This window comes from Fictibacillus terranigra (assembly GCF_030412265.1).
In the GTDB taxonomy this organism is placed as follows: domain Bacteria; phylum Bacillota; class Bacilli; order Bacillales; family Fictibacillaceae; genus Fictibacillus_C; species Fictibacillus_C terrinigri.
In genome coordinates, this window is sequence record NZ_JAUHLN010000001.1 from 1,301,108 (window position 1) to 1,325,765 (window position 24,658).

Sequence of the window (24,658 nt, forward strand, 5' to 3'; positions counted from 1 at the left end):
TCGGATATTCTATATCTGATTAGCTTTTGTATGCGCTTTTTTACACTCATGCCTTTTTTGGTTTATTCTGCTTCCAGCATAAAGAAAAACGATTTTAAGGAGGAAAATTCCCATGTGGAAACAAATTTTTGGAGTACTGCAGAGGGTAGGTAAAGCATTAATGCTTCCTGTAGCCATCTTGCCTGCAGCCGGCTTGCTGCTTGCGTTTGGTAACGCGTTCAAAAACCCTGCATTGCTCGATAAATTACCTGCTCTAAAAGCAGGATGGTTCCAGCTTGTAGCAAGCGTTATGGAAAACTCGGGTAATATTGTGTTCTCCAACCTGTCCTTGCTTTTCGCGGTCGGTGTTGCCGTCGGACTTGCTGGCGGAGAAGGAGTAGCCGGACTAGCAGCTATTATCGGATATTTAATTATGAACGTAACGATGGGTACATTAAAAGGCATTACGCCTAACATGATCAAAGACAACCCGGAGTTTGCAAATGTGTTAGGGATTCCTACCCTGCAGACCGGGGTGTTTGGCGGTATCATCATCGGTATACTTGCCTCCTATCTTTATAAACGGTTTTATAAGATTGAACTTCCCTCATACTTAGGATTCTTTGCTGGAAAACGATTTGTACCGATCATTACAGCAGTTTCATCATTGGTTCTTGGGATTATCATGATCGGTGTTTGGCCGTATGCCCAAGCCGGTTTAAATGCATTCTCACATTTCATGCTTGACTCTAACCGAACATTGGCTGCGTTTGTTTTCGGTGTAATCGAACGCTCGTTGATTCCTTTCGGGCTTCATCACATCTTCTACTCGCCGTTCTGGTTCGAGTTCGGCCAATATACGGACAAAGCAGGAGATATCGTCCGTGGGGACCAAAAGATCTTCTTTGCACAGATCAAGGATGGAGTGCCGTTAACTGCTGGTACTTTCATGACAGGTAAATTCCCGTTCATGATGTTTGGGCTTCCTGCAGCCGCACTTGCTATGTATCACGAAGCACGTCCTGAGCACAAGAAAGTTGTAGCCGGAATCATGGGTTCTGCTGCATTAACTTCTTTCTTGACAGGGATCACGGAACCGATTGAGTTTACATTCTTATTTGTTGCACCCGTTCTATTCGGAATTCATGCCATCTTTGCCGGGTTGTCATTTATGACAATGCAGCTGTTAAATGTTAAAATCGGTATGACATTCTCAGGTGGAATCATTGACTATCTTCTATTCGGAGTTCTGCCAAACCGTACAGCCTGGTGGCTGGTTATTCCAGTTGGTTTAGTTTTGGCAGTCATCTATTACTTCGGTTTCCGCTTCGTCATCCGAAAATGGGATCTTAAGACCCCAGGACGGGAAGTGGTGGATGATGAAGTTGAAACAAACGTCAGCGCAAGCAACGAAGGTTCTTTAGCAGCCAACATCCTTGAAGGACTCGGCGGAAAAGAGAACATTAAAGACCTTGATGCATGTATTACACGTTTGCGTGTTGCTGTAAACGATGCGAAAAATGTCGATAAAGATCGTCTGAAAAAACTTGGCGCATCAGGAGTGCTCGAAATGGGGAACAACATCCAAGCCATTTTTGGTACCCGTTCTGATACCATCAAGAGTGAAATCAAAGACATTATGGACGGTAAAGTAGTAGCAGCGAAAAAAGAACCGTTAACCGAAAAAACAGAAATGGAAGTTCCTGCACCTGCGATAGCTGAGCGTTTCGTTTCACCACTTGATGGGAAACTCATCCCTATTACGGAAGTGCCCGACCAAGTCTTCTCAGGCAAGATGATGGGTGACGGCTTTGCTGTTGAACCTTCAAATGGAACGGTAGTATCGCCGGTAAACGGTAAAATCATCAATGTATTCCCGACGAAGCATGCGATTGGAATCGAATCCGATGGCGGCCGTGAAATTTTGATCCATTTTGGGATCGATACGGTCAAACTGAAAGGTGAAGGTTTCGAATCGTTTGTCAATGAGGGTGACATCATAGAACAAGGACAAGAATTAATGAAAGTTAATCTTGAATTTGTTAAAGAGAATACTCCATCAGTCATCACACCAATTGTGTTTACGAACCTTGCTGAAGGAGAAAGCATTCACCTTGAAAAAACAGGAACTGTGTCTAAAGGTGAAGAAGATATTATTACGATCAAATAAAAATTACGAAGGAGTTATTAATCATGGCAGAAAAAACATTTAAAGTAACAAGCGACTCAGGAATTCACGCACGTCCGGCAACAGTACTAGTAAACCAAGCAGGTCAATTCAGCTCTGACATTACTCTTGGCTACAACGGCAAAAACGTAAACCTTAAATCCATCATGGGTGTAATGAGCCTTGGAATTCAAAGCGGATCTGAAATCACAATCAAAGCTGAAGGTTCTGATGCTGATGAAGCATTGGCTGCAATTGCAGATGTCATGAAAAAAGAAGGGCTTGGTGAGTAATGTCTGAAATCATTTCAGGTATTGCTGCATCAGCAGGCATTGCGATTGCTAAAGCATTTATTCTTGAAAATCCTGAATTAGCCATCGAAAAGAAGACGGTTGAAAATACCGGTCTTGAGGTTGAACGATTTTCAGCTGCGGTTGAAAAGGCCAAAGGCGAGCTTCAGGTGATCAAAGAAAATGCATTAAAAGAATTAGGGGAAGACAAGGCAGCGATTTTTGCTGCCCATCTTCTTGTCCTTGAAGATCCAGAGCTAATTGATGCGGTGAAAACCAAAATCCAGAATGAAAATGTAAACGCGGAAAGCGCGATGGATGAGATCTCAGGCATGTTCATCAACATGTTTGAGCAAATGGATAACGAGTACATGAAAGAACGCGCTGCGGATATCCGTGACGTTTCCAAACGGGTGCTTGCTCATTTATTGGGTGTTCAATTCTCTTCTCCTGCCAGCATCTCAGAAGAAGTCGTAATTATTGCGGAAGATTTGACACCATCTGACACAGCTCAGCTTAACCGCAAGTTTGTCCTTGGTTTTGCTACGGATATCGGAGGCAGAACTTCTCATTCAGCGATCATGTCCCGCTCAATGGAAATTCCCGCTGTCGTAGGAACAAAAACCGTAACAGAGAAAATCTCAAGCGGTACGATGCTGATTATTGATGGACTGGATGGCAAGGTCATCATTGATCCATCGAACGAAGAACTCGGGATGTATAAGAAGAAACAAGAGGATTATAAAGCGCAAAAAGCAGAGTGGGCAAAATTGGTGAATGAAAAGACGACAACCGCAGACGGCCACCATGCAGAGCTTGCCGCGAATATCGGTACTCCTCAGGATGTTAAAGGCGTTCTTGAAAACGGAGCGGAAGGGGTAGGACTCTACCGAACCGAGTTCCTTTATATGGGCCGTGACCAGTTGCCTACCGAAGAGGAACAATTCAAGGCTTATAGAGAAGTTCTTGAAAAAATGGAAGGAAAACCTGTCGTCATCCGTACACTCGATATCGGCGGCGATAAAGAGCTTCCATATCTGGACCTTCCAAAAGAAATGAACCCGTTCCTTGGGTTTAGAGCAATTCGCCTTTGCTTGGAGCAGCAAGATATTTTCAGGACCCAGCTTAGAGCATTGCTGCGTGCAAGTGCTTACGGTAATTTGAAAATCATGTTCCCGATGATTGCAACGTTAGTCGAATTCCGTTCAGCTAAGCAAGTTCTTCTAGAAGAAAAAGAGAAGCTTGTGAATGAAAATGTTTCCGTTTCTGATAACATCGAGATCGGAATCATGGTAGAGATTCCTTCGACTGCTGTTCTTTCAGACCGTTTTGCAAAAGAAGTTGATTTCTTTTCCATCGGTACGAACGACCTTATTCAATACACAATGGCCGCTGACAGGATGAATGAAAGAGTTTCTTACCTTTATCAGCCATATAACCCGGCTATCCTAAGGCTGATCCAAATGGTGATCAAAGCTGCCCATAAAGAAGGCAAATGGGTGGGAATGTGCGGCGAGATGGCTGGAGATCCGATTGCGATCCCAATTCTTTTAGGCCTTGGACTTGATGAGTTCTCCATGAGTGCGACATCGGTCCTTCCTGCGAGAAGCCAGCTTTCCAAACTTTCCAAAACGGAAGCAGAAAAACATGTGGAAACGATCTTAAACATGGATATTGCGGAAGATGTTGTGAAGTTTGTAAACGAAAATTTCTAATGCATAGTAAAGCTGATTTCCTGTTCATTGCCTTAACGCAGTGAACAGGAGTCGGCTTTTCTTCTTATGCCGACTATTGACAAGATTCAAGTTTTATTTTATTCTTTTGAAGGATTTTTTGTGTTAGAGCGGTGTGAATGAAGGATGCTATGAAACAGAGAGGAAATAGGCCTCTTGTTTGGGCATACAACATGAAAAGACACCGATAGAAAGAAGAGGCGAACAAATGGATAAACCAATAGGCGTCATCGACTCAGGTGTAGGCGGTTTAACGGTTGCACGAGAAATCATCAGGCAGCTGCCAAAAGAAGAAATTTATTATTTGGGTGATACTGCACGCTGTCCTTATGGTCCAAGGCCAATGCAGGAAGTAAGGCAGTACACGCTGGAAATGATTGAGTTTCTTCTAAGCAAGGAAATTAAGATGCTTGTTATAGCCTGCAACACGGCGACGGCAGCTATACTGGATGAAGTGAAAAAAAGGCTCAGCATACCGGTCATAGGCGTTATACACCCTGGCGCGAGAACCGCCCTGAAAGTGACGAGAAATCAGCAGATCGGCATTATAGGGACGATCGGTACGGTAAAAAGCGGGGCATATGAAAAGGCTTTAAAGAGCATCAAGGGCGATGTCATGGTTCATAGCCTTGCCTGTCCTCCGTTCGTTCCGCTCGTCGAGAACGGAGAACTGACAGGAGAGGAAACGGCGCATGTGGTACACCGGGTGCTTCAGCCTTTAAAAGAAACACCGATCGATACGCTCATTCTCGGATGTACCCACTATCCGCTGCTGCGCCCGGTCATCCAACAAGTGATGGGTGAGGAAATCAAGCTGATCTGTTCGGGAGCAGAAACAGCCAGAGAGGCTTCCGCGATTCTAGATCACAGCGGGCTGCTGTACACAGGAGAACGAAAGCCGGTCCATGAATTCTTTTCCACTTCAGATAACGGGCATTTCCTTGAAATCGCCAACCTCTGGATGGAACAAAAAGTAGAACAGGTGCACTATATCAAATTAGGGCAAAACCATTGAGTTTTTTTGTCATATATTTTTTTAGGACAAAACCATTGAGTGGTTTTTGTCATATATTTTTTTAGGACAAAACCATTGAGTGGTTTTGTCCTTTTATTTTTTTTCGGAATGGTCTAAACGGCGGGACAGCCCGTATACATAGTAGTACAACCACTTGGGGAGGGAAAAGTATGTACAAAAAAATGAGGGCAGGGGCACCGCTGCTGCTTCTATCAGTGTCACTGCTGATGGCGGGGTGCGGACTGGGGGGAGAAAAAACAGGAAATGAGCTCGATCCCCCGAAAGTGAACTACGTGAAAGAAGGCAAGTCCCTTGATAAAGAAACGGCTGCCAAAGAGAGCAAAAACTCTGTGAAGCGACAGCTGTTCTTATTGGACAGCAACGGGCTTGTCGTGCCCCAGATGCTGAATCTGCCAAAATCGGGTACAGCTGCAAAACAAGTGTTAGAATACCTTGTGAAAGACGGTCCGGTATCCAATATTCTGCCGAATGGATTCCAGGCTGTGCTCCCGCCGGATACACAGGTGCTCGATGTAGTCGTTGGAAAAGACGGTACGGCAATCGCAAATTTTTCAAAAGAATTCAAGGATTACAGAGGGCAGGATGAGCAAAAGCTCTTGCAGGCGATTACTTTCACGCTTACTCAATTCGATACGATAAAAAATGTAAAAATCCAAATAGACGGCAAGGATCAGAAAGTCATGCCTGTCAATCATACACCGATTGATGAAGGAGTCAGCCGGGCTGACGGCATAAATATTGAAAATGGCGATGTAGTGAACATGAACAGCAGCGATACGGCTACTCTGTACTTCGTAGCGGACAATGGATCCCAGGAATATTACGTTCCCGTGACTCGGAGGATCGCTCAAAATGACAGCGATAAAATTACAGCAGCTGTTCAAGAACTGATTCAAGGGCCAGGAGAACAAAGCCGGCTGCTGAGCGGATTCAGAAACGATGTGCAGCTTCTTGATACGCCTGTCGTTAAAAATGGTGTCGCCACACTTAATTTTAATAAAGCTATCCTGGATAATAAATCGGAAAATACAATTGATGATGCGGTACTTAAATCTATCGTATTGTCCTTGACAGAATTAAATGATGTGAAAAAAGTAGCCATTCATGTAAACGGAAGAACAAAACTTAAGTATGAAGACGGAAAGGCGATTACGGCTCCTGTTTCACGTCCATCAATGGTAAACACCGGTGAATTTTAATCCATCAATAACTTGTGGTAGGATAAAAGAGACGGCTCAAGCCTTCTCTTTTTTTATGATGATGAATATGAGCAGCATAACGCAGGAGGTTAATGATGAGGAATGACGGAAGGGCTAACGATGAACTAAGGCCCGTAAAGATCGATAAAGATTACATAAAGCATCCTGAAGGCTCCGTTCTTATCACTGTAGGTGACACTAAAGTAATTTGTACAGCAAGTGTTGAAGACCGAGTCCCTCCATTTCTGAGAGGGCAGGGTAAAGGATGGATAACTGCCGAATATTCAATGCTTCCACGCGCTACAGAACAGCGTACGATCAGGGAGTCCAGCAAGGGGAAAGTAACGGGGCGGACGATGGAGATTCAGCGTCTGATCGGCAGGGCGCTGCGTTCAGTCGTTGATCTGGCCAAAGTGGGAGAGCGGACGGTTTGGGTGGACTGCGATGTTATCCAGGCAGACGGCGGCACAAGAACCGCTTCCATTACCGGATCGTTTGTAGCGGTGGTTTTAGCGTTTGGAAAGCTGCTTGAGAATAAAGCGATTAAGCAAATGCCGGTAAAGGATTTTCTCGCGGCCACTTCTGCAGGGATTGATGAAAAAGAAGGAGCCTTGCTCGATTTGAATTATGCTGAAGATTCAACCGCCTCAGTAGACATGAATATTGTGATGACCGGAAACGGAGAATTTGTCGAACTTCAGGGAACAGGTGAAGAAGCCACCTTTTCCTATCAAGAGCTGCAAAAACTTCTAGATCTGGGTACGAGAGGCGTCACTGAATTAATTGGCATTCAGAAGGAAGTGCTGGGTGATCTGGCGAAACTAATAAAGTAAGGCAGGGATAGTCCATGAAGGTACTGATTGCAACGAAAAATGAAGGGAAAGTAAAAGAATTCAAATTCATGTTCGCAGAACTTGGTATGGAAGTAACCTCGCTGCTGGATGTGGAAAACACGCCGGATGTTGAAGAAACGGGAACAACATTTTCTGAAAATGCAAAAATAAAAGCGGAAGAAATCTCGGTGCTATACAACCTTCCTGTAATCGCAGATGATTCAGGTCTTGTGATTGATGCATTGGACGGAAGGCCGGGGGTTTTCTCTGCCCGATATGCGGGAATGGAAAAGGACGATGACAAAAATATAGACAAGGTGCTCGATGAGATGCGAAGTGTGCCGCCGGAGGAACGCAGTGCCCGTTTTGTTTGTGCGCTCGCTGTGGCTAGGCCGGGAAAGGAAACATTGATTGTTGAAGGCTATTGTGAAGGCGAGATTGGCTATAAAAAAGTCGGAAGCAACGGATTTGGTTATGACCCAATCTTCTTCGTAAAGAACACTTCGTCTACAATGGCAGAGCTAACTAAAGAAGAGAAGAATAAAATCAGCCATCGCGCAAACGCCATGGCGAAGCTTAAGGATCAGATTCATCTGCTGTTTTAGGAGGTTAGCCAACTGTGAAAGTGTTAATTGTCAGTGACAGCCATGGATATAAAAAAGAACTCGAAATGATTAAAGACCGCCATCGCGATGAAGTACAAGCAATGATTCATTGCGGTGATTCTGAACTTACGGCCGACTCTCGTGAATTAAAGGATTTTATCACGGTGCAGGGAAATATGGATTATGCGGCCCCGGACCTTCCTACTGAAGCCATAGAGCTGATTGGGGACACATGCTTTTATGTTACTCACGGTCATTTGTACAATGTAAAAATGTCGCTTGTATCTCTCACCTATAGGGGGGAAGAAACGGGAGCCAGGATTATTTGTTATGGACACTCCCATGCCGCGCACAGTTTTGAAAAGAATGGCCATGTATATATTAACCCCGGGAGCATCAGAATGCCGAGGGAACGCTTTGAGAAAACGTATGCGGTCTGCGAGGTTGACGGCAGTTCGGTGACCGTATACTTTCTGGATCTTGAAGGGCAAGAAGTCGAAGACCTTAGAAGAGAATTTCAGTTTTCAAGCTAGAGGATTGCGGGATGTAATGTCTAGCTGCAGTGCCCAAGGCTGAAAACCGTATTTCATGTTTTCAGCGTAAGTCCTCGGAGGATAAAAAGTAAGATCTTCATCCTTGGTCGCTTCACTTTTACACCTCAACATAAAAAGCGTGTTGCTGTGTAAAAGCTCCAGTGCTTGTGGGACTTTAACGGGGCACTTTCGCTTTTCTTATTGACGGGGAGATTTTTCTCCCCAAAACTGTTGACATGCTATAAAAGATATAGTATATTTACTTATGTCGCTGATGCTAGCGGCGGCCAAGTTACCTACTTGCGGGTGTAGTTTAGTGGTAAAACAAGAGCCTTCCAAGCTCTGGTCGTGAGTTCGATTCTCATCACCCGCTCCATTTGCTATTTCTCACGTCGCAATGGAAACAAACAGGCAAGACTTTTTTATACTGGAAAAGTCAAAGATTTGATTGATCATATGTTTTCCCCGAGGAAAACAAAACTGTGTGCCCGCAGCGCTCTGCAATCGCATGAAGTTGCATTGCTAAGCGAAAAGGGCTCTAAAATACATATGTCCCAGTAGCTCAGCCGGATAGAGCATACGCCTTCTAAGCGTACGGTCGGGAGTTCGAATCTCTCCTGGGACGCCATCTAACTTACATATGCAGCACCTTTTCAGTACATCGATTAAATGTACTGGAAAAGGTGTCTTTTTTTGTGTTCTATTTACGCAGCTTGCATGCGGGCCGTCCTTATTTTGTAAGCGCTTTAAAAATGTTTACAATTTCGGCGTTTGTCCTTGTTTTCTTTGATAAACAAAGAATGTAAGCGGATACAAAAAAACTGAATAAACAGAAAAATTTAATTTTTTAAAAAAGGTGGTTGACCTAGAACGAAAAGGGGCGTAACATAATCAGCAATTATCAGGTTCTATTTAAATATTCGAACAATTCACGAAGAAGAAAAGGAGGATCACGATGCAAGAACAATGGGTTTATGTAGACGGCGAATTTGTCTTAAAAGAAGACGCCAAAGTCTCTGTGTACGACCATGGATTTTTATACGGAGATGGGGTGTTTGAAGGCATTCGAGTCTACAATGGAAATGTTTATCGGATTGATGAACATCTAAAGCGTCTGTTTGAATCAGCTCAATCCATCATGTTAACCATTCCGCACACGAAAGAGGAGCTAACAAAAATTATTGTCGAGACGCTCCAGAAAAACCAGTATCGTGATGCCTACATTCGTTTAGTCATATCAAGAGGCAGAGGGAATTTAGGCTTGGATCCCTTTAGCTGTGCGAAGCCTGGAGTCATAGTCATTGCAGAGCAGCTGGCCCTCTTCCCTAAAAAACTTTATGAAACTGGAATTGAAATTGTAACCGTAGCGAGCCGCCGGAACCGGGCAGATGTTCTCAGCCCTAAAGTGAAGTCACTGAATTATTTGAACAACATTCTGGTGAAGATCGAAGCCAATCTGGCCGGGGTGAGCGAGGCGCTCATGCTGAACGATCAAGGCTATGTGGCAGAGGGTTCGGCGGACAACGTATTCATTGTAAAAGGAAACAGCATTAAGACACCTCCTGGTTACCTGGGAGCGCTTGAGGGAATTACACGAAACGCCATTCTTGAGATTGCTTCAGAGCTTGGCTACCGCGTAAGCGAAGAGCCATTTACAAGACATGATGTTTATGTGGCTGATGAAGTGTTTCTCACAGGAACCGCAGCCGAAGTCATCGCAGTTATAAAAGTGGATGGCCGGGTGATCGGTGAAGGGGTTCCGGGAAAACACACGAACACCTTGCTTCAAATGTTCAGACAAAGAGTTGTTGAAGAGGGAGTCAAAGTTTATCCGGCTTCCAGTACCGTTCAGGCGGGATAATTAATTCGTAACAGGAGTTGTGGTTTATGCGCAGTAACATGATAAAAAAAGGAATCGACCGTGCGCCGCATCGAAGTTTGCTGCATGCTGCCGGTGTCAAAGAAGAAGATATGAACAAACCGTTCATCGGGGTCTGTAACTCGTATGTCGATATTATCCCCGGGCATATGCACCTCAATAAAGTGGGTGAAAAAGTAAAGCAAGCGATTCGGGAAGCAGGCGGTGTTCCGTTCGAGTTTAATACCATCGGAGTCGATGACGGGATCGCCATGGGCCACATCGGGATGCGCTATTCGCTTCCGAGCCGTGAAATTATCGCGGATTCAGCAGAAACCGTCATTAATGCCCACTGGTTCGACGGAGTCTTCTTTATTCCGAACTGTGACAAGATAACGCCAGGAATGCTGATGGCGGCAGTCAGAACGAATGTGCCAGCCGTATTTGTATCAGGCGGACCGATGGAGGCGGGAAAATCTTCTGCAGGAAAATCGCTCTCGCTCGTATCGGTATTCGAAGGAGTCGGGTCCCATCTTTCCGGTAAGATGTCGAGGGAAGAACTGCTGGAACTTGAAACAAGCGCCTGTCCGACCTGCGGTTCCTGTTCTGGGATGTTTACGGCAAACAGCATGAACTCCATTATGGAAATGCTCGGAATCACGCTTCCAGGAAACGGAACCCTGGTTGCCACTTCGAAAGAGCGGGATAAGCTTTATAAAGACGCTGCCTCCTGTTTGATGGAACTCGTTGAACGCGACATCAGGCCGAGAGACATTATTACAAAAGAAGCCATCGATGACGCTTTCGCATTGGATATGGCCATGGGAGGATCAACGAATACGGTTCTCCACATGCTGGCCATCGCTAATGAGGCGGGAATCGAATATGATTTGAAACGAATTAATGAGGTTGCTGAGAGAGTCCCGTATTTATCGAAGATCAGTCCCGCATCCGATTATACGATGCAGGATGTCCATGAAGCGGGTGGAGTCAGCGCCATCATCAAACAGCTATGCGGTATAGACGGCGCAGTTCATAGAGACCGGATCACTATAACAGGTGACACTCTTTATGAAAATATACAAGATGCCTCCATTACAAACAGCGATGTCATCCGTTATCCAGACAACGCCTACAGCCCTGTAGGAGGACTTTCCATCCTTTATGGAAATCTTGCTCCGGATGGATGTGTGATCAAGGTGGGCGGGGTCGACCCTTCAATAAAATATTTTGAAGGAGAAGCCATCGTTTTTGAATCACAGGATGAGGCGTTAGAGGGCATCAACAGCGGAAAGGTAAAAGAAGGCCACGTTGTAGTCATCCGCTATGAAGGACCGAAAGGCGGACCGGGGATGCCGGAAATGCTTTCACCTACCTCCGCCATTGCAGGAATGGGACTAAGCACCAAGGTCGCTTTAATAACTGACGGAAGATTTTCCGGAGCTTCCAGAGGCATATCCATTGGGCACATTTCACCTGAAGCAGCTGAAGGAGGACCCATTGCATTCCTGGAGAACGGAGACCACATACTCATTGATCTGACGAAAAGAACAATCAATCTTATGGTGAGCACAGAAGAACTTGAAAAAAGAAAAGCGGACTGGAAACAGCCTGAACCAAAAATTAAGCAAGGCTATCTTGCCCGTTACTCCAAGCTTGTCACTTCTGCCAATACTGGCGGAGTTCTAAAGATTTAACCATCTAAAAAAGGAAAATAGAGCTAAATCGATGAAGGGGAAGAATGATAACAGAGTATTCACAGAGAGCCGGAAACGCTGAGAGCCGGTAATACTCTTATCAGGACCTCACCCCTGAGTGCCTGTCCGAACGCTGTAAGCCAGTAGGGCAGGCCAAGTTAACCCGGAAAAGGTGTTAACTTGTTATCAAACCGGGCGAATCAATTCGTCCATGAGGCGGCTTGCAGCACAGCCGCGAAGAAGGGTGGTACCGTGAAAAGAAGCCTTTTCACCCCTTTGGCAGCAGAACACTGTCATTTTGGGTGAAAAGGTTTTTTATTTTGATTTTATAAAGGGAGGAATCAGGAATGAAAGCCAGCTGGGTGGCTGATGAAGAAAAAAGTAAAGTTCAAATGATGTCAGGAGCAGACATGCTGATGGAAGCACTCGAGAAAGAAGGGGTAGAGGTATTGTTCGGATATCCCGGAGGTGCTGTTCTTCCCATCTACGATGCATTGTACAAGAAAAAGATCAGACATATTCTAACCCGCCATGAGCAAGGAGCTATTCATGCGGCTCAAGGATTTGCCAGGGTTACCGGTAAAGCTGGAGTTGTGATTGCCACTTCGGGACCGGGGGCAACCAATCTAGTAACCGGAATTGCTGATGCGATGATTGATTCACTCCCTCTTGTCATATTTACCGGTCAAGTGGCAACAACCGTCATTGGAACGGACGCCTTCCAGGAAGCTGATATTGTCGGTGTGACGATGCCGATCACCAAACACAATTACCAGGTAAGAAGAGTGGAAGACCTCCCCGGAATCATTCAGGAAGCCTTTCATATCGCCCAGTCAGGAAGGCCTGGTCCGGTTCTGGTGGATATTCCTAAAGATATCTCAACGGCTTTGGGAGCGTACGCTGCGCCGAAGGACGTTTCGCTTCCGGGATATCAGCCAACAGTTATGCCGAATCTGCTTCAGGTGAAACGTCTGGCAGACGCCATTGCGACAGCGAAAAAGCCAGTCATTCTTGCAGGTGCAGGCGTACTGTTTGCGGGTGCAGAGAAAGAGATCCTGTCCTTGGCTGAACAGCACCGGATCCCTGTTGCGAATACGTTGCTCGGGTTAGGAAGCTTCCCGTCCGATCATCCACTCTTCCTTGGGATGGCCGGAATGCATGGGACCTATGCCGCCAATATTGCGTTGTACGAATGCGATCTTCTCATTGGAATTGGAGCGCGGTTTGATGACCGGCTGACTGGTGATCTTAACCATTTCGCCCAAAAGGCAGCAGTAGCTCATATCGATATTGATCCGGCGGAGATCGGCAAAAATGTAGAAACATTGATTCCGATCGTAGGATGCGCCAAACATACCGTATCTGCCCTGCTCCGCGAGAGCACTTCTTCAGGGGATACGGCGGAATGGGTCTATCATCTATCCGAGCTGAAAAGCAGCTACCCGCTCTGGTATAAAAAAGATGATAAAACATTAAAGCCTCAGCGGCTCCTTGAAATCATCCATGAAGAAACAAAAGGAGAAGCTATTGTGACGACCGATGTTGGACAGCATCAGATGTGGACCGCGCAATATTACGGTTTTTCAAAACCAAACCGCTGGGTAACATCCGGAGGTTTGGGAACGATGGGATTCGGGTTCCCAGCCGCGATTGGCGCTAAAATTGGCAATCCGGGACTTCCCGTTGTAGCCGTAACAGGTGATGGCGGTTTTCAAATGACACTCCAAGAGCTGTCTGTCCTTCAGGAATTAAAGCTTCCGGTCATCATTGTTATCGTCAATAACCAATCACTCGGAATGGTAAGACAGTGGCAGGAAATCTTTTACGAAGAACGATATTCCCAGTCTTTGATTCCAGTCCAGCCTGATTTCGTGAAGCTTGCAGCTGCTTATGGAATTGATGGGGCGGTTGCGGGAACTGAAGAAGAAGCCCGCCAGGAATTTGCTAGGGCGCTGGCATCCAACTCACCTTTCTTGCTCGACTGCAGGGTGACATCGGATGAGAACGTCTATCCGATGATCGCACCCGGGAAAGGAATTCATCAAATGATCGGGGTGAAACCATGAGGCGCATTATTACAGCAACCGTTTTAAACCAGAGCGGTGTTCTCAACAGGCTGACCGGACTGCTGACCAAAAGGCAATTTAACATTGAGAGTATTACTGTAGGACATTCCGATGATCCCGGTATATCAAAGATCACCATTGTTGTACAGGTGGAGGATGACAGGAAACTCGAACAGCTGCTTAAACAGCTCCATAAGCAGATTGATGTGCTGAAGGTGAAGGACCTGACAGACATGGCTCTTGTGGCAAGGGAACTGGCTTTGATCAAAGTACTGACCACACCGGATACGAGAAGTGAGATTAAGGTCATCATTGAACCTTTCAGGGCGTCGATCATCGATGTCAGCCTTGAGAATGTGACCATTGAGGTAACCGGGGACAACGATAAAGTAGAGGCATTGATCGAGCTGCTGAGGCCATACGGGATCAAGGAGATCTCAAGGACCGGACTGACGGCAATGCCGCGCGGAACACAGAGGACCGTGTATAACCTGAACCAGTTTTCAATCATTTAATCATACCAATAAAAATTGAGGAGAGATGTAAAATGGCAAAAGTATACTATGACAAGGAAATCGCAGATCAATATTTAAACGGAAAAAAGGTAGCCGTGATCGGATACGGCTCACAGGGGCATGCCCATGCTCTAAACCTGCAGGAAAGCGGTTATGACGTGGTTGTCGGAGTAAGACAAGGTAAATCTTATGATCAGGCCGTCCAGGATGGTGTCCGTGTAGCCTCAGTTGAAGAAGCTGCCAATGAAGCGGATGTGATCATGATTCTTCTTCCGGATGAACTTCAGCCGCAAGTTTACAAAAAAGAGATCAAACCGGCGCTGGCACCTGGTAAGTCCCTTGTTTTCGCCCATGGCTTCAACGTCCATTTCCATCAGATCGTTCCGCCGGACTTCGTGGATGTATTCCTTGTTGCACCTAAAGGGCCAGGACATCTCGTAAGACGGACATATGAAGCCGGAGCAGGGGTGCCTGCCCTTATCGCGGTATATCAAGACGTAACTGGAACAGCGAAAGAAACAGCGTTGGAATACGCAAAAGGAATTGGAGCCGCAAGAGCAGGTGTTCTCGAGACTACGTTTAAAGAAGAGACCGAAACGGACCTTTTCGGTGAACAGGCGGTATTGTGCGGCGGGCTGACCTCTCTAGTAAAGACAGGATTTGAAACGCTCGTCGAAGCAGGCTATCAGCCAGAAGTGGCCTACTTTGAATGTTTACATGAACTGAAGCTGATTGTTGATCTAATGTACGAAGGCGGACTGGAAGGAATGAGATATTCCATTTCTGATACAGCACAGTGGGGAGACTTCCAATCTGGCCCGAGAGTGGTTGATGAAGATACAAGAACAAAAATGAGAGCAGTATTAAAGGATATCCAAAGCGGGGAGTTTGCCAAAGGGTGGATCTTGGAAAACCAGGCGAACCGTCCAGTATTCCATGCGATCAATGAGAGTGAAAAACAACACCCGATCGAAGTAGTGGGCCGTGAACTCAGAGCGATGATGCCTTTTGTTAAACAACAAAAGCAAAAAACGAAGGAGGCGGTGACAAGTGCGAAAAATTGATATCTTTGACACCACATTAAGAGACGGGGAGCAGACGGCAGGAGTGAACCTGAATGCCCAGGAAAAGCTTGAGATCGCCAAACAGCTCGAACGGCTCGGTGTGGATATCATCGAAGCGGGATTTCCGGCAGCCTCCCCCGGTGATCTTGCGGCAGTGAAACGAATCGCTGAAGAAATCAAGAACAGCTCGGTTACCGGTCTTGCCCGTTCCACAACGAAAGACATTGATGCAGCATGGGAAGCGTTAAAGGGATCAGCAGAACCCCGGCTTCATGTTTTCTTGGCTACTTCACCCATCCATATGACATATAAGCTGAAGAAAACACCCGATGAGGTAGTCGAAACCGCCGTTCAATCAGTAAAATACGCACGCAAGCGCTTTCCAGTCGTCCAATGGTCCGCAGAGGATGCCTGCCGGTCAGATCTGGCTTTTCTTGTAAAAATTATAGAACAGGTGATTGATGCAGGTGCTTCGGTCATCAATCTTCCGGATACGGTAGGGTATTACAGCCCTGCCGAATACGGTCACCTGTTCCGGTACGTAAGAGAGCATGTTCCAAATATCCACAAGGCGAAACTATCGGCTCATTGCCATGATGACCTGGGGATGGCGGTTGCCAATTCCTTGGCAGCCATAGAGAACGGTGCAGATCAGATCGAAGGTGCGATCAACGGAATCGGTGAGAGAGCAGGAAATGCTTCATTAGAAGAAATAGCGGTTGCCCTTGCGATCCGAAGAAGCTTCTATCAGGCGGAAACACGCATGGAACTTAAGGAGATCAGCCGAACGAGCAGTCTTGTCAGCAGGCTGACCGGCATTAGTGTTCCGCCGAATAAAGCAGTGGTGGGAAGGAATGCCTTTGCCCATGAATCGGGCATCCATCAGGATGGCGTCCTGAAGGAAAAATCCACCTATGAAATTATTACTCCCGAGCTCGTTGGAGTTTCTTCCAATCAGTTGGTTCTTGGCAAGCATTCCGGAAGACATGCCTTCCGAAAACATATTAACAAACTGGGCTTTGAACCAGGCGAAGAACAGCTCAACGAACTGTTCGGAGAATTTAAAGAACTCGCTGACAGGAAAAAGGAGCTGACGGAAGAAGACATTCTGGCACTCCTGCTCGAACATCAGATTCAGCCTCCAGTCCCTATGTATCAGTTGGGAGACATCCAGGTTAATTATGGAACGAACAACATTCCGACAGCGACCATTACATTAAAATCACCGGACGGAAAACGAATTCAGGAAGCAGGAACAGGATCAGGAAGTGTAGAGGCCATCTACAATACATTGGATAAGATGCTGCCCCTGCCAGTGCACCTGAAGGATTACCGCATCCAGTCCGTTGGCTCAGGAAGGGATGCGCTCGCACAGGTCTATGTGCTGCTAAAGTACGAAGACCAGGAGATCAACGGAAGCGGAACCGCTCAGGACGTGCTGCAGGCATCTGCAAAGGCATATGTCCACGCATTAAATAAAACGATTATGAATGCGCAAAAGGACGAATTAGCTAAAGTCAGTCTATAAATTTTATGAGGAGGGGTTAAGATGGAAAAAGCAATAACAGTCTTGCCGGGTGACGGAATCGGACCGGAAGTGATGAAAGGGACATTGCGGGTGCTCAAGGCTATTGAATCCCGATTTCACCATCGGTTTACAGTGACCGAGATGCCGATCGGCGGAAATGCCATCGATGAGACAGGAAATCCTCTGCCCCCTGAAACGATTGAACAGTGCAAAAAGAGTGATGCGGTTCTGTTGGGAGCGGTGGGCGGACCCAAATGGGACGGAATGGAACAGCGGCCGGAACAAGGGTTGCTCAGGATCCGAAAAGAACTGAATGTCTTTGCGAACGTAAGACCAGTCAAAGCGTTCGGGCCGCTGGCCGATATTGCGCCCTTAAAGCCTGCTTTGCTTGAAAATGTTGATCTTGTATTCGTGAGGGAGCTCACTGGAGGAATCTATTTTGGACAGCCAAAAGAAAGAAAGGGCTCGGATGAGGCGGTAGATACTCTTTATTATCATAGGAAAGAGATTGAAAGAGTAGTAAAAAAGGCGTTTGTCCTTGCCGCCTCCAGAAAGAAAAAGCTGACTTCCGTGGACAAAGCCAATGTTCTGGAGTCCAGTAAACTATGGAGGGAAGTCGTCGATGAAACGGCGAAGCATTATCCGGATGTAAAGGTTGAGCACATGCTGGTCGACAATGCTGCCATGCAGCTTGTCCGGAACCCTGCACAGTTTGATGTGATCGTAACCGAGAACATGTTCGGCGACATTTTGTCTGATGAGGCGTCAATGATTACAGGTTCTCTTGGAATGCTTGCTTCGGCATCCTTGAGTGAAGAAGGTCCGGGATTATATGAGCCCGTTCACGGCTCCGCTCCTGATATTGCAGGAACGAATGCAGCTAATCCGCTTGGAATGATCCTTTCTGCGGCGATGATGCTCAGACATTCCTTCCATATGAACGACGAAGCAGATGCCATTGAATTAGCTGTTCAGGAAGTCTTGAATGCCAACTTCCGAACAGGCGATATCTCCAGCAATAAGGATAAAGTTTCAACAACAGATCAGGTGGTCGAGCAGCTTATTTACAGGCTGGAGGACAATGCTGCAGCAGCTACGCTGATTGAAGTGTACGTGTAAGGAGGAGGGTGCGAAATGGCAAAAACAATCATAGATAAAATTTGGGAAAATCACTCGGTCATCCAGGAAAACAACAAACCGAGCCTTTTATACATCGACCTGCACCTCCTTCATGAGGTGACGTCACCGCAGGCCTTTGCCGGCCTGCGTGAAAAAAAACGTACAGTACGCAGGCCAGACCTCTGTTTTGCAACGATGGATCATAACATACCGACAAAGAACAGGTTTGTAATAGATGACAGTATTGCGCTTAAGCAGATTCAAACCCTCGAGGAAAACTGTAAAGAGTACGGTATTCACTTGGAAGGTCTGCACTCGGCAGATCAGGGCATCGTGCATGTCATCGGACCGGAGCTCGGCTTGACGCTGCCCGGAAAAACCATTGTATGCGGTGATAGCCATACCTCCACACATGGAGCGTTCGGGGCATTGGCGTTCGGTATTGGAACAAGTGAAGTGGAACATGTTCTTGCCACTCAGACACTATGGCAGCAGAAGCCGAAGCAGCTGCAGGTAAAGATTGAAGGAAAGCTGGGCTATGGTGTAACCGCAAAAGACATTGTTCTCGCGCTTATCGCCAACTATGGCACCAATGCAGGTGCAGGCCATGTTATTGAATTTACCGGAGAAACCGTAAGGAATTTCACGATGGAAGAACGGATGACGCTTTGCAACATGTCCATTGAAGCGGGGGCCAAAGCAGGATTGATCGCGCCGGATGAGACTACCTATGCGTATATAAAAGGAAAAAAATACGCTCCAAAGGACGATGAATTTGATGAAAAAGTCAATGAGTGGAGCGGGCTAAGGTCTGATCCTGATGCAGTATTTGATAAAACCATTGAGATCAATGCTGCACAAGTTGAGCCGATGGTCACATGGGGAACGAATCCCTCCATGGGTGTAGGAATTTCAGAACATGTTCCTTCATTAAATGAAGTGCAGTCTGAAAAAGAAAAGGAATCGATCCAAAAAGCACTGGCCTATATGGGTCTTACACCTGGACAGTCTTTGACGGAAGTGCCGGTACAGCATGTTTTCATCGGTTCTTGTACAAATTCACGTTTAAGCGATCTGAAGGCTGCAGCTGAAGTGGTTAAAGGAAAGAAAGTCCACGCTGAAGTCCAGGCCATTGTTGTGCCAGGTTCACAGCAAGTAAAAGCAAAAGCAGAAGAAGAAGGTCTTCACCTTGTTTTTAAGGAAGCAGGCTTTGACTGGCGGGATTCGGGCTGTTCGATGTGTCTGGGCATGAATCCGGATATTGTTCCTGAGGGCGAGCGATGTGCTTCCACTTCCAACAGAAACTTTGAAGGAAGGCAGGGCAAAGGTGCAAGAACCCATCTTGTCAGCCCGGCGATGGCAGCAGCAGCTGCGATTGAAGGCAGATTTGTAGATGTTAGAAAATTTGTTTCCGGTTTGAGAGAAGGTGAAGCTTATGCCGGGATTTAAAACGTTGACGGGAATAGCAGCGGTCCTGGACCGCGAAAATGTGGACACCGATCAGATCATACCCAAGCAGTTTCTAAAACGGGTCGAGCGCAGCGGTTTTGGCCAATTTTTGTTTTTTGACTGGCGGTTTAACAGTGAGGGCTCTCCAAACCCGGAGTTTGAACTGAATCATGAAGATGCGAAGGGTGCGGAAATATTAATCACAGGTGCGAACTTTGGATGCGGGTCATCAAGAGAGCATGCTCCTTGGGCACTTAAGGATTATGGTTTTAAAGTGATTATAGCACCTGATTTTGCGGATATCTTCTATAATAATTCCTTGAAGAATGGCATTCTTGTCATTACCCTTCCTAAACCGGTAATCGAAGAACTGAAAGCCAGAGTGAAAAATGGAAATGAGCGGATAACCGTCAGCCTGGACCAGCAGGAAATCTCTTTGGGAACTGACAAGGTCGCCTCGTTCGATTTTGATCCGTATTGGAAAGAGATGCTGCAGAACGGCTGGGATGAAATATCACTTACGCTTCAGTACGATGAAGCAATCAGCCGCTACGAGAAGAGGATCGGAGTGGTCTAAAAGCCAACGGGTTTGAAGAACAGCTGACAGGGAATAATAAAGGATAAGAGGCATCGGGATGCACCAAGCCTTCTCCTGTTATTCCCTATCCCCTAAAGGGAAATCTGTACATACGAGCAATCCTGCACAATTGAGTGCAGGATTTATTGTTCCTTCCTGTAGAATGCCTCATCTTGAGTTTGCGTCTTTAAACTGTTAAACTGATGCAAATAGAACTGGAAGTGAAGAAAACCAATGGCAAATGAAAAAAAAGACAAAAAAACCAGCAATATAGTACTGTTCCCTAATTTGTCTTCGCGATTGCTCGAGAAAGGTATGTCTTCTCTAAAAGCAAAACAATTTAAGGAATCTTTATCCTGTTTTCTTCAGCTGCTGGACATCGACCCCGGACATTCTCAAGGACATTTGGGTGTTGTGCTAAGCCTGATCGAACTTGGCCAGCTCCAGGAAGCGAAGTTAAGAGCTGAAAAAATGCTGAAACAGGGAATCGGAGAATATTTTGATGTATTGCAGATATACCTCTCTGTTCTTATACAGCTTTCGGAATATGAAACGGTCGTATCCGTTGTTGAAGCGGTGCTTGAGGAACACCAGCTTCCAGCTGCTCAGGCAGAATCTTTTTATCAGCTTCTTCATTTCAGCCGTAAGATGGCAGATGATCCGGAGCCGCCGATTGACCTTTCGCCTGACCCGCCGCAGGACCGTTCCAAGGAAATTGAAACTCTTCGGGCGATGCTGGCAAGCGATGAAATACATAACCAGTGGATTGCCATGCAGCAATTGAGCTATATGAACCCTGAGGACACGTTCGGCGTGTATCAGGAGTTTTTAAAAAATCAAGATGGACATCCGGGTATTAAGACGATGGCCTTAAACTATTTAAAATCAAAGGACATAGAGGAAACCGTAGTTTTACATAAGTTTGGAAATACTTATTCGATCAACATACAGGAACTTCATGATGTTTATGAGGATTCATTTAATCTTGAAGTGAAAAAGGAACTGGAGAATCGGCTGGAGCAGGACAATCCAACCCTGACTGAATTTGCGCTCACAATATGGTGGGACTACATACTTGCGATTTATCCTCAGGTACCTGAACCGGCAGATCCTCATTATTGGGCACGTGCTCTTCAGTGTGCGGCTGGTAAACTGAGCGGCATGGACAGCTGCGAAGCCATTGAGTCCGAAATTGAAATTCACCCTGAGAATTTAGAAAAGGCAGTCGAGCAGCTTCTGGACATTGAGCGGTTTACGTTTGGCCCGAATAAATTTCGAGGTTACTAATTCGGAAACAAGCTGGGTCATTGTTGAAATACAAGTCTGTTATGATATAATGGAATGGTTGTAAGTGAAAATGTTAGATTTTCAATGAAATACGTAATGTTGGAGGGAACTTTGAATGAGTGCAAAGTGGGAAAAGTTAGAAGGCAATCAAGGTGTCTTAACGATCGAAGTTGAGGCATCTGAAGTAGATACAGCTCTTGACCAAGCGTTTAAAAAAGTCGTTAAACAAGTAAACGTACCTGGATTCCGTAAAGGGAAAATGCCGCGTAAAATGTTCGAACAGCGTTTTGGAGTAGAATCTCTTTACCAAGATGCTCTTGATATTATTCTTCCGCAAGCATACAGCCAAGCTGTAGAAGAAACAGGCATTGAACCAGTTGACCGTCCAGAGGTTGACATCGAACAAATGGAAAAAGGCAGCAACCTTGTTTTCACAGCTAAAGTTACAGTAAAACCTGAAGTTAAGCTTGGTGATTACAAAGGGCTTGAGGTTACAGAATTCGATGCGTCTGTTACAGATGAAGATGTTGACAACGAAATCAAACGTCTTCAAGAGCAGCAAGCTGAGCTTGTTGTCAAAGAAGAAGGAGAAGTTGAGAACGGTGATACCGCTGTGATCGATTTCGAAGGATTCGTTGATGATGAACCGTTCGAAGGCGGAAAAGCTGAGAATTATCCATTAGAAATCGGATCTGGTTCTTTCATTCCTGGATTTGAAGAGCAGTTAATCGGAGATAAAGCTGGTACTGAAAAAGACGTAAACATTACGTTCCCTGAAGAGTACCATGCAACTGAGCTTGCTGGTAAACCTGCCGTATTCAAAGTGAAAATCCATGAAATTAAAACGAAGCAGCTTCCTGAGCTTAACGACGAGTTTGCTAAAGAAGCCGATTCCGAAGTTGAAACGCTTGACGCTCTTAAAGCAAGCATTCGCACGAAGCTTGAAGAAAGCAAAAAGCATGAAGCTGAACACCACACACGCGACACTGTCGTTGACAAAGCGGTGGAAGCAGCAGAAGTTGATATTCCTGAAGCGATGGTTAACACAGAATTAGACCGTATGGTTCAAGAATTTGGACAGCGCCTGCAAATGCAAGGCATGAACCTGGATCTTTACTTCCAGTTCTCAGGCACAGATGAAGCTGCCCTTCGTGAGCAAATGAAAGAAGATGCTCAAAAACGCGTGAAAACAAACCTCGTACTTGAAGCGATCTCTGAAGCTGAAAACATTGAAGCAAATGAAGAAGAAATCAATGAAGAGCTTAAGAAAATGGCAGAAACGTACAATATGGACGTAGAGAAAATTACGCAAATGCTTGCTATGCAAGGCGGCAATGATGCTGTAGCGGCTGATCTGAAAATCAGAAAAGCGATTGATCTTCTAGTGGATAACAGCAAAACAATTGCATAAGATAGAGTAAGGTCGGACAAGGCACGAACTTTTCGTGCCTTGTTTTATATAATTATTTATCCTTTCTGGCAGGAAAAAGAACTTTTTTATTGAAACTTTTCTAAAGGCTTTATTTTGGGATAGAGGTTTTAAAATAAGCCATAAGGTTAATACTTATAGAACACATCGTTTCAGCCAATACATACTATTAATTGTCAGGGAAGGGTTTTTATTTCCGTTCATTAGGGGTAATATGATACAATCCAATACATAAACTTGCGGAAATGAAATCAGTGAACATTTGAAAAATTGCTTACAGCATAATGAAACAAGCATATCTGGAACGGATATGAAAAGGTAATTGGTTTCATCCAATTTAAGGCTTAGGGGTGATTTCATTGTTTAAATTCAATGACGAAAAAGGGCAGCTGAAATGTTCCTTTTGTGGAAAAACACAAGATCAAGTTCGTAAACTGGTAGCAGGACCAGGTGTATATATTTGTGACGAATGTATCGAGCTTTGCACTGAAATTGTGGAAGAAGAACTTGGCACTGAAGAGGATGTAGAACTTAAAGAAGTACCAAAGCCAATGGAAATCCGCAAGATTCTTGATGAATATGTCATTGGCCAGGAGCAGGCTAAAAAGTCTCTTTCCGTAGCGGTCTACAACCATTATAAACGGATCAACTCTTCCCAGAAATCAGATGAAGTGGAACTTTCAAAAAGCAACATCGCGATGATCGGGCCTACAGGAAGCGGTAAAACGCTATTGGCTCAAACACTCGCAAGAATACTGAATGTGCCTTTCGCGATCGCTGATGCCACATCATTAACTGAAGCAGGATATGTGGGCGAAGACGTTGAAAATATTCTGCTTAAATTGATTCAAGCGGCTGATTATGATGTGGAGAAAGCAGAAAAAGGCATTATTTATATCGATGAAATCGATAAAATTGCCAGAAAGTCTGAAAATCCATCGATTACACGTGATGTTTCCGGCGAAGGGGTCCAGCAGGCCTTGCTTAAAATTCTAGAAGGCACCGTTGCCAGTGTACCTCCTCAAGGAGGAAGAAAACATCCGCATCAGGAGTTTATTCAAATCGATACAACCAATATCCTGTTTATTTGCGGCGGTGCCTTTGATGGCATCGAACAGATCATCAAACGCCGTTTAGGTAAAAAAGTCATCGGATTCAGCTCCGAGTCCAGGCAGGCTGAACTGAAAGCCGGTGAATACCTGGCAAAAGTATTGCCTGAGGATTTGCTTCGCTTTGGCTTGATCCCAGAGTTCATTGGGCGTCTTCCGGTCACAGCAAGCCTTACTCCGCTAGATGAGGATGCACTTGTTGAAATTCTGACAAAGCCAAAAAATGCGCTTGTTAAGCAATATCAAAAGCTTCTTGACCTGGATGGTGTTGAACTTGAATTCACGGATGAAGCTCTCACTGAGATTGCGACTCAGGCCATTGAACGTAAAACGGGTGCACGCGGTCTGCGTTCTATCATTGAAGGAATGATGCTGGATGTCATGTTCGAGCTTCCTTCCCGTGAAGACGTGGCTAAGTGTATTATTACGAAAGAAACGGTTTCTGACAAAGTTCCGCCTAAGCTTGAACTTGAAGACGGAACGATTGTTGAACCGAAAAAAGAAACACCAAAGGAAAGTGCATAAATTGAGTATAAAAACCAGCCTTCAGGGGCTGGTTTTTTTAGGTTACTGCCTATTTTCGAT

The 24,658-nt window shown here is 45.5% G+C and carries 20 protein-coding genes and 2 tRNA genes; all 22 read left to right on the forward strand.

What is annotated here, in order from left to right; all coding sequences use genetic code 11:
* Positions 1-112 precede the first annotated feature (112 nt).
* Entirely contained in the window at positions 113-2,149 is a 2,037-nt protein-coding gene (gene ptsG / locus QYF49_RS06520; RefSeq protein WP_290398783.1) for a glucose-specific PTS transporter subunit IIBC, read from the forward strand.
* A gap of 23 nt (positions 2,150-2,172) precedes the next feature.
* Positions 2,173-2,439 (forward strand): phosphocarrier protein HPr, encoded by a 267-nt coding sequence (locus tag QYF49_RS06525; RefSeq protein WP_290398784.1) that lies wholly within the window; start codon positions 2,173-2,175, stop codon positions 2,437-2,439.
* Entirely contained in the window at positions 2,439-4,151 is a 1,713-nt protein-coding gene (ptsP, locus tag QYF49_RS06530) for a phosphoenolpyruvate--protein phosphotransferase (protein WP_290398785.1), read from the forward strand. Before QYF49_RS06525 ends, ptsP begins: the two co-directional genes overlap by 1 nt.
* Before the next feature lie 226 nt (positions 4,152-4,377).
* Complete coding sequence (racE, locus tag QYF49_RS06535; RefSeq protein WP_290398786.1) at positions 4,378-5,184, forward strand: glutamate racemase; 807 nt, start codon at positions 4,378-4,380, stop codon at positions 5,182-5,184.
* A gap of 170 nt (positions 5,185-5,354) precedes the next feature.
* A complete protein-coding gene (locus QYF49_RS06540; protein ID WP_290398787.1) occupies positions 5,355-6,404 on the forward strand; it encodes a GerMN domain-containing protein in 1,050 nt (349 codons plus the stop codon).
* Positions 6,405-6,499: 95 nt separating this feature from the next.
* On the forward strand, positions 6,500-7,237 hold the full coding sequence (gene rph, locus QYF49_RS06545) for a ribonuclease PH (RefSeq protein WP_290399067.1): 738 nt from the start codon (positions 6,500-6,502) through the stop codon (positions 7,235-7,237).
* Positions 7,238-7,251: 14 nt separating this feature from the next.
* Positions 7,252-7,842 (forward strand): XTP/dITP diphosphatase, encoded by a 591-nt coding sequence (locus QYF49_RS06550; protein ID WP_290398788.1) that lies wholly within the window; start codon positions 7,252-7,254, stop codon positions 7,840-7,842.
* Between the two features lie 14 nt (positions 7,843-7,856).
* The gene (locus QYF49_RS06555) at positions 7,857-8,375 is read left to right on the forward strand and encodes a metallophosphoesterase family protein (protein WP_290398789.1); all 519 of its coding nucleotides are present in this window, start codon (positions 7,857-7,859) and stop codon (positions 8,373-8,375) included.
* Between the two features lie 302 nt (positions 8,376-8,677).
* Positions 8,678-8,751 (forward strand) — tRNA-Gly (locus QYF49_RS06560).
* 175 nt (positions 8,752-8,926) lie between these two features.
* Positions 8,927-9,003 (forward strand) — tRNA-Arg (locus QYF49_RS06565).
* Positions 9,004-9,330: 327 nt separating this feature from the next.
* Positions 9,331-10,236, forward strand: coding sequence for a branched-chain-amino-acid transaminase (gene ilvE / locus QYF49_RS06570; RefSeq protein ID WP_290398790.1), 906 nt, complete (start codon positions 9,331-9,333; stop codon positions 10,234-10,236).
* Between the two features lie 26 nt (positions 10,237-10,262).
* Positions 10,263-11,930 carry a dihydroxy-acid dehydratase gene (ilvD, locus tag QYF49_RS06575; protein WP_290398791.1) on the forward strand — a complete coding sequence of 556 codons (1,668 nt, stop codon included), beginning with the start codon at positions 10,263-10,265 and terminating at the stop codon, positions 11,928-11,930.
* Between the two features lie 347 nt (positions 11,931-12,277).
* A complete protein-coding gene (ilvB, locus tag QYF49_RS06580; protein ID WP_290398792.1) occupies positions 12,278-13,996 on the forward strand; it encodes an acetolactate synthase large subunit in 1,719 nt (572 codons plus the stop codon).
* Positions 13,993-14,511: an acetolactate synthase small subunit gene (ilvN, locus tag QYF49_RS06585; RefSeq protein WP_290398793.1), complete on the forward strand. Its 519-nt coding sequence runs from the start codon at positions 13,993-13,995 to the stop codon at positions 14,509-14,511. The genes ilvB and ilvN overlap by 4 nt, the downstream gene beginning before the upstream one ends.
* Positions 14,512-14,543: 32 nt before the next feature.
* Positions 14,544-15,575 carry a ketol-acid reductoisomerase gene (gene ilvC, locus QYF49_RS06590; protein WP_290398794.1) on the forward strand — a complete coding sequence of 344 codons (1,032 nt, stop codon included), beginning with the start codon at positions 14,544-14,546 and terminating at the stop codon, positions 15,573-15,575.
* Positions 15,562-17,103 (forward strand): 2-isopropylmalate synthase, encoded by a 1,542-nt coding sequence (locus QYF49_RS06595; RefSeq protein WP_290398795.1) that lies wholly within the window; start codon positions 15,562-15,564, stop codon positions 17,101-17,103. The genes ilvC and QYF49_RS06595 overlap by 14 nt, the downstream gene beginning before the upstream one ends.
* Before the next feature lie 21 nt (positions 17,104-17,124).
* Positions 17,125-18,222 carry a 3-isopropylmalate dehydrogenase gene (gene leuB, locus QYF49_RS06600; RefSeq protein WP_290398796.1) on the forward strand — a complete coding sequence of 366 codons (1,098 nt, stop codon included), beginning with the start codon at positions 17,125-17,127 and terminating at the stop codon, positions 18,220-18,222.
* 15 nt (positions 18,223-18,237) lie between these two features.
* The gene (gene leuC / locus QYF49_RS06605; protein WP_290398797.1) at positions 18,238-19,671 is read left to right on the forward strand and encodes a 3-isopropylmalate dehydratase large subunit; all 1,434 of its coding nucleotides are present in this window, start codon (positions 18,238-18,240) and stop codon (positions 19,669-19,671) included.
* Positions 19,658-20,248, forward strand: a complete 591-nt coding sequence (leuD, locus tag QYF49_RS06610; RefSeq protein ID WP_290398798.1) for a 3-isopropylmalate dehydratase small subunit — start codon at positions 19,658-19,660, stop codon at positions 20,246-20,248. The genes leuC and leuD overlap by 14 nt, the downstream gene beginning before the upstream one ends.
* Positions 20,249-20,482: 234 nt before the next feature.
* Positions 20,483-21,535, forward strand: a complete 1,053-nt coding sequence (locus QYF49_RS06615; protein ID WP_290398799.1) for a hypothetical protein — start codon at positions 20,483-20,485, stop codon at positions 21,533-21,535.
* 115 nt (positions 21,536-21,650) lie between these two features.
* Positions 21,651-22,946, forward strand: coding sequence for a trigger factor (tig, locus tag QYF49_RS06620; protein WP_290398800.1), 1,296 nt, complete (start codon positions 21,651-21,653; stop codon positions 22,944-22,946).
* A gap of 377 nt (positions 22,947-23,323) precedes the next feature.
* Positions 23,324-24,598: an ATP-dependent protease ATP-binding subunit ClpX gene (gene clpX, locus QYF49_RS06625; RefSeq protein ID WP_290398801.1), complete on the forward strand. Its 1,275-nt coding sequence runs from the start codon at positions 23,324-23,326 to the stop codon at positions 24,596-24,598.
* The last annotated feature ends 60 nt before the right edge of the window (positions 24,599-24,658 follow it).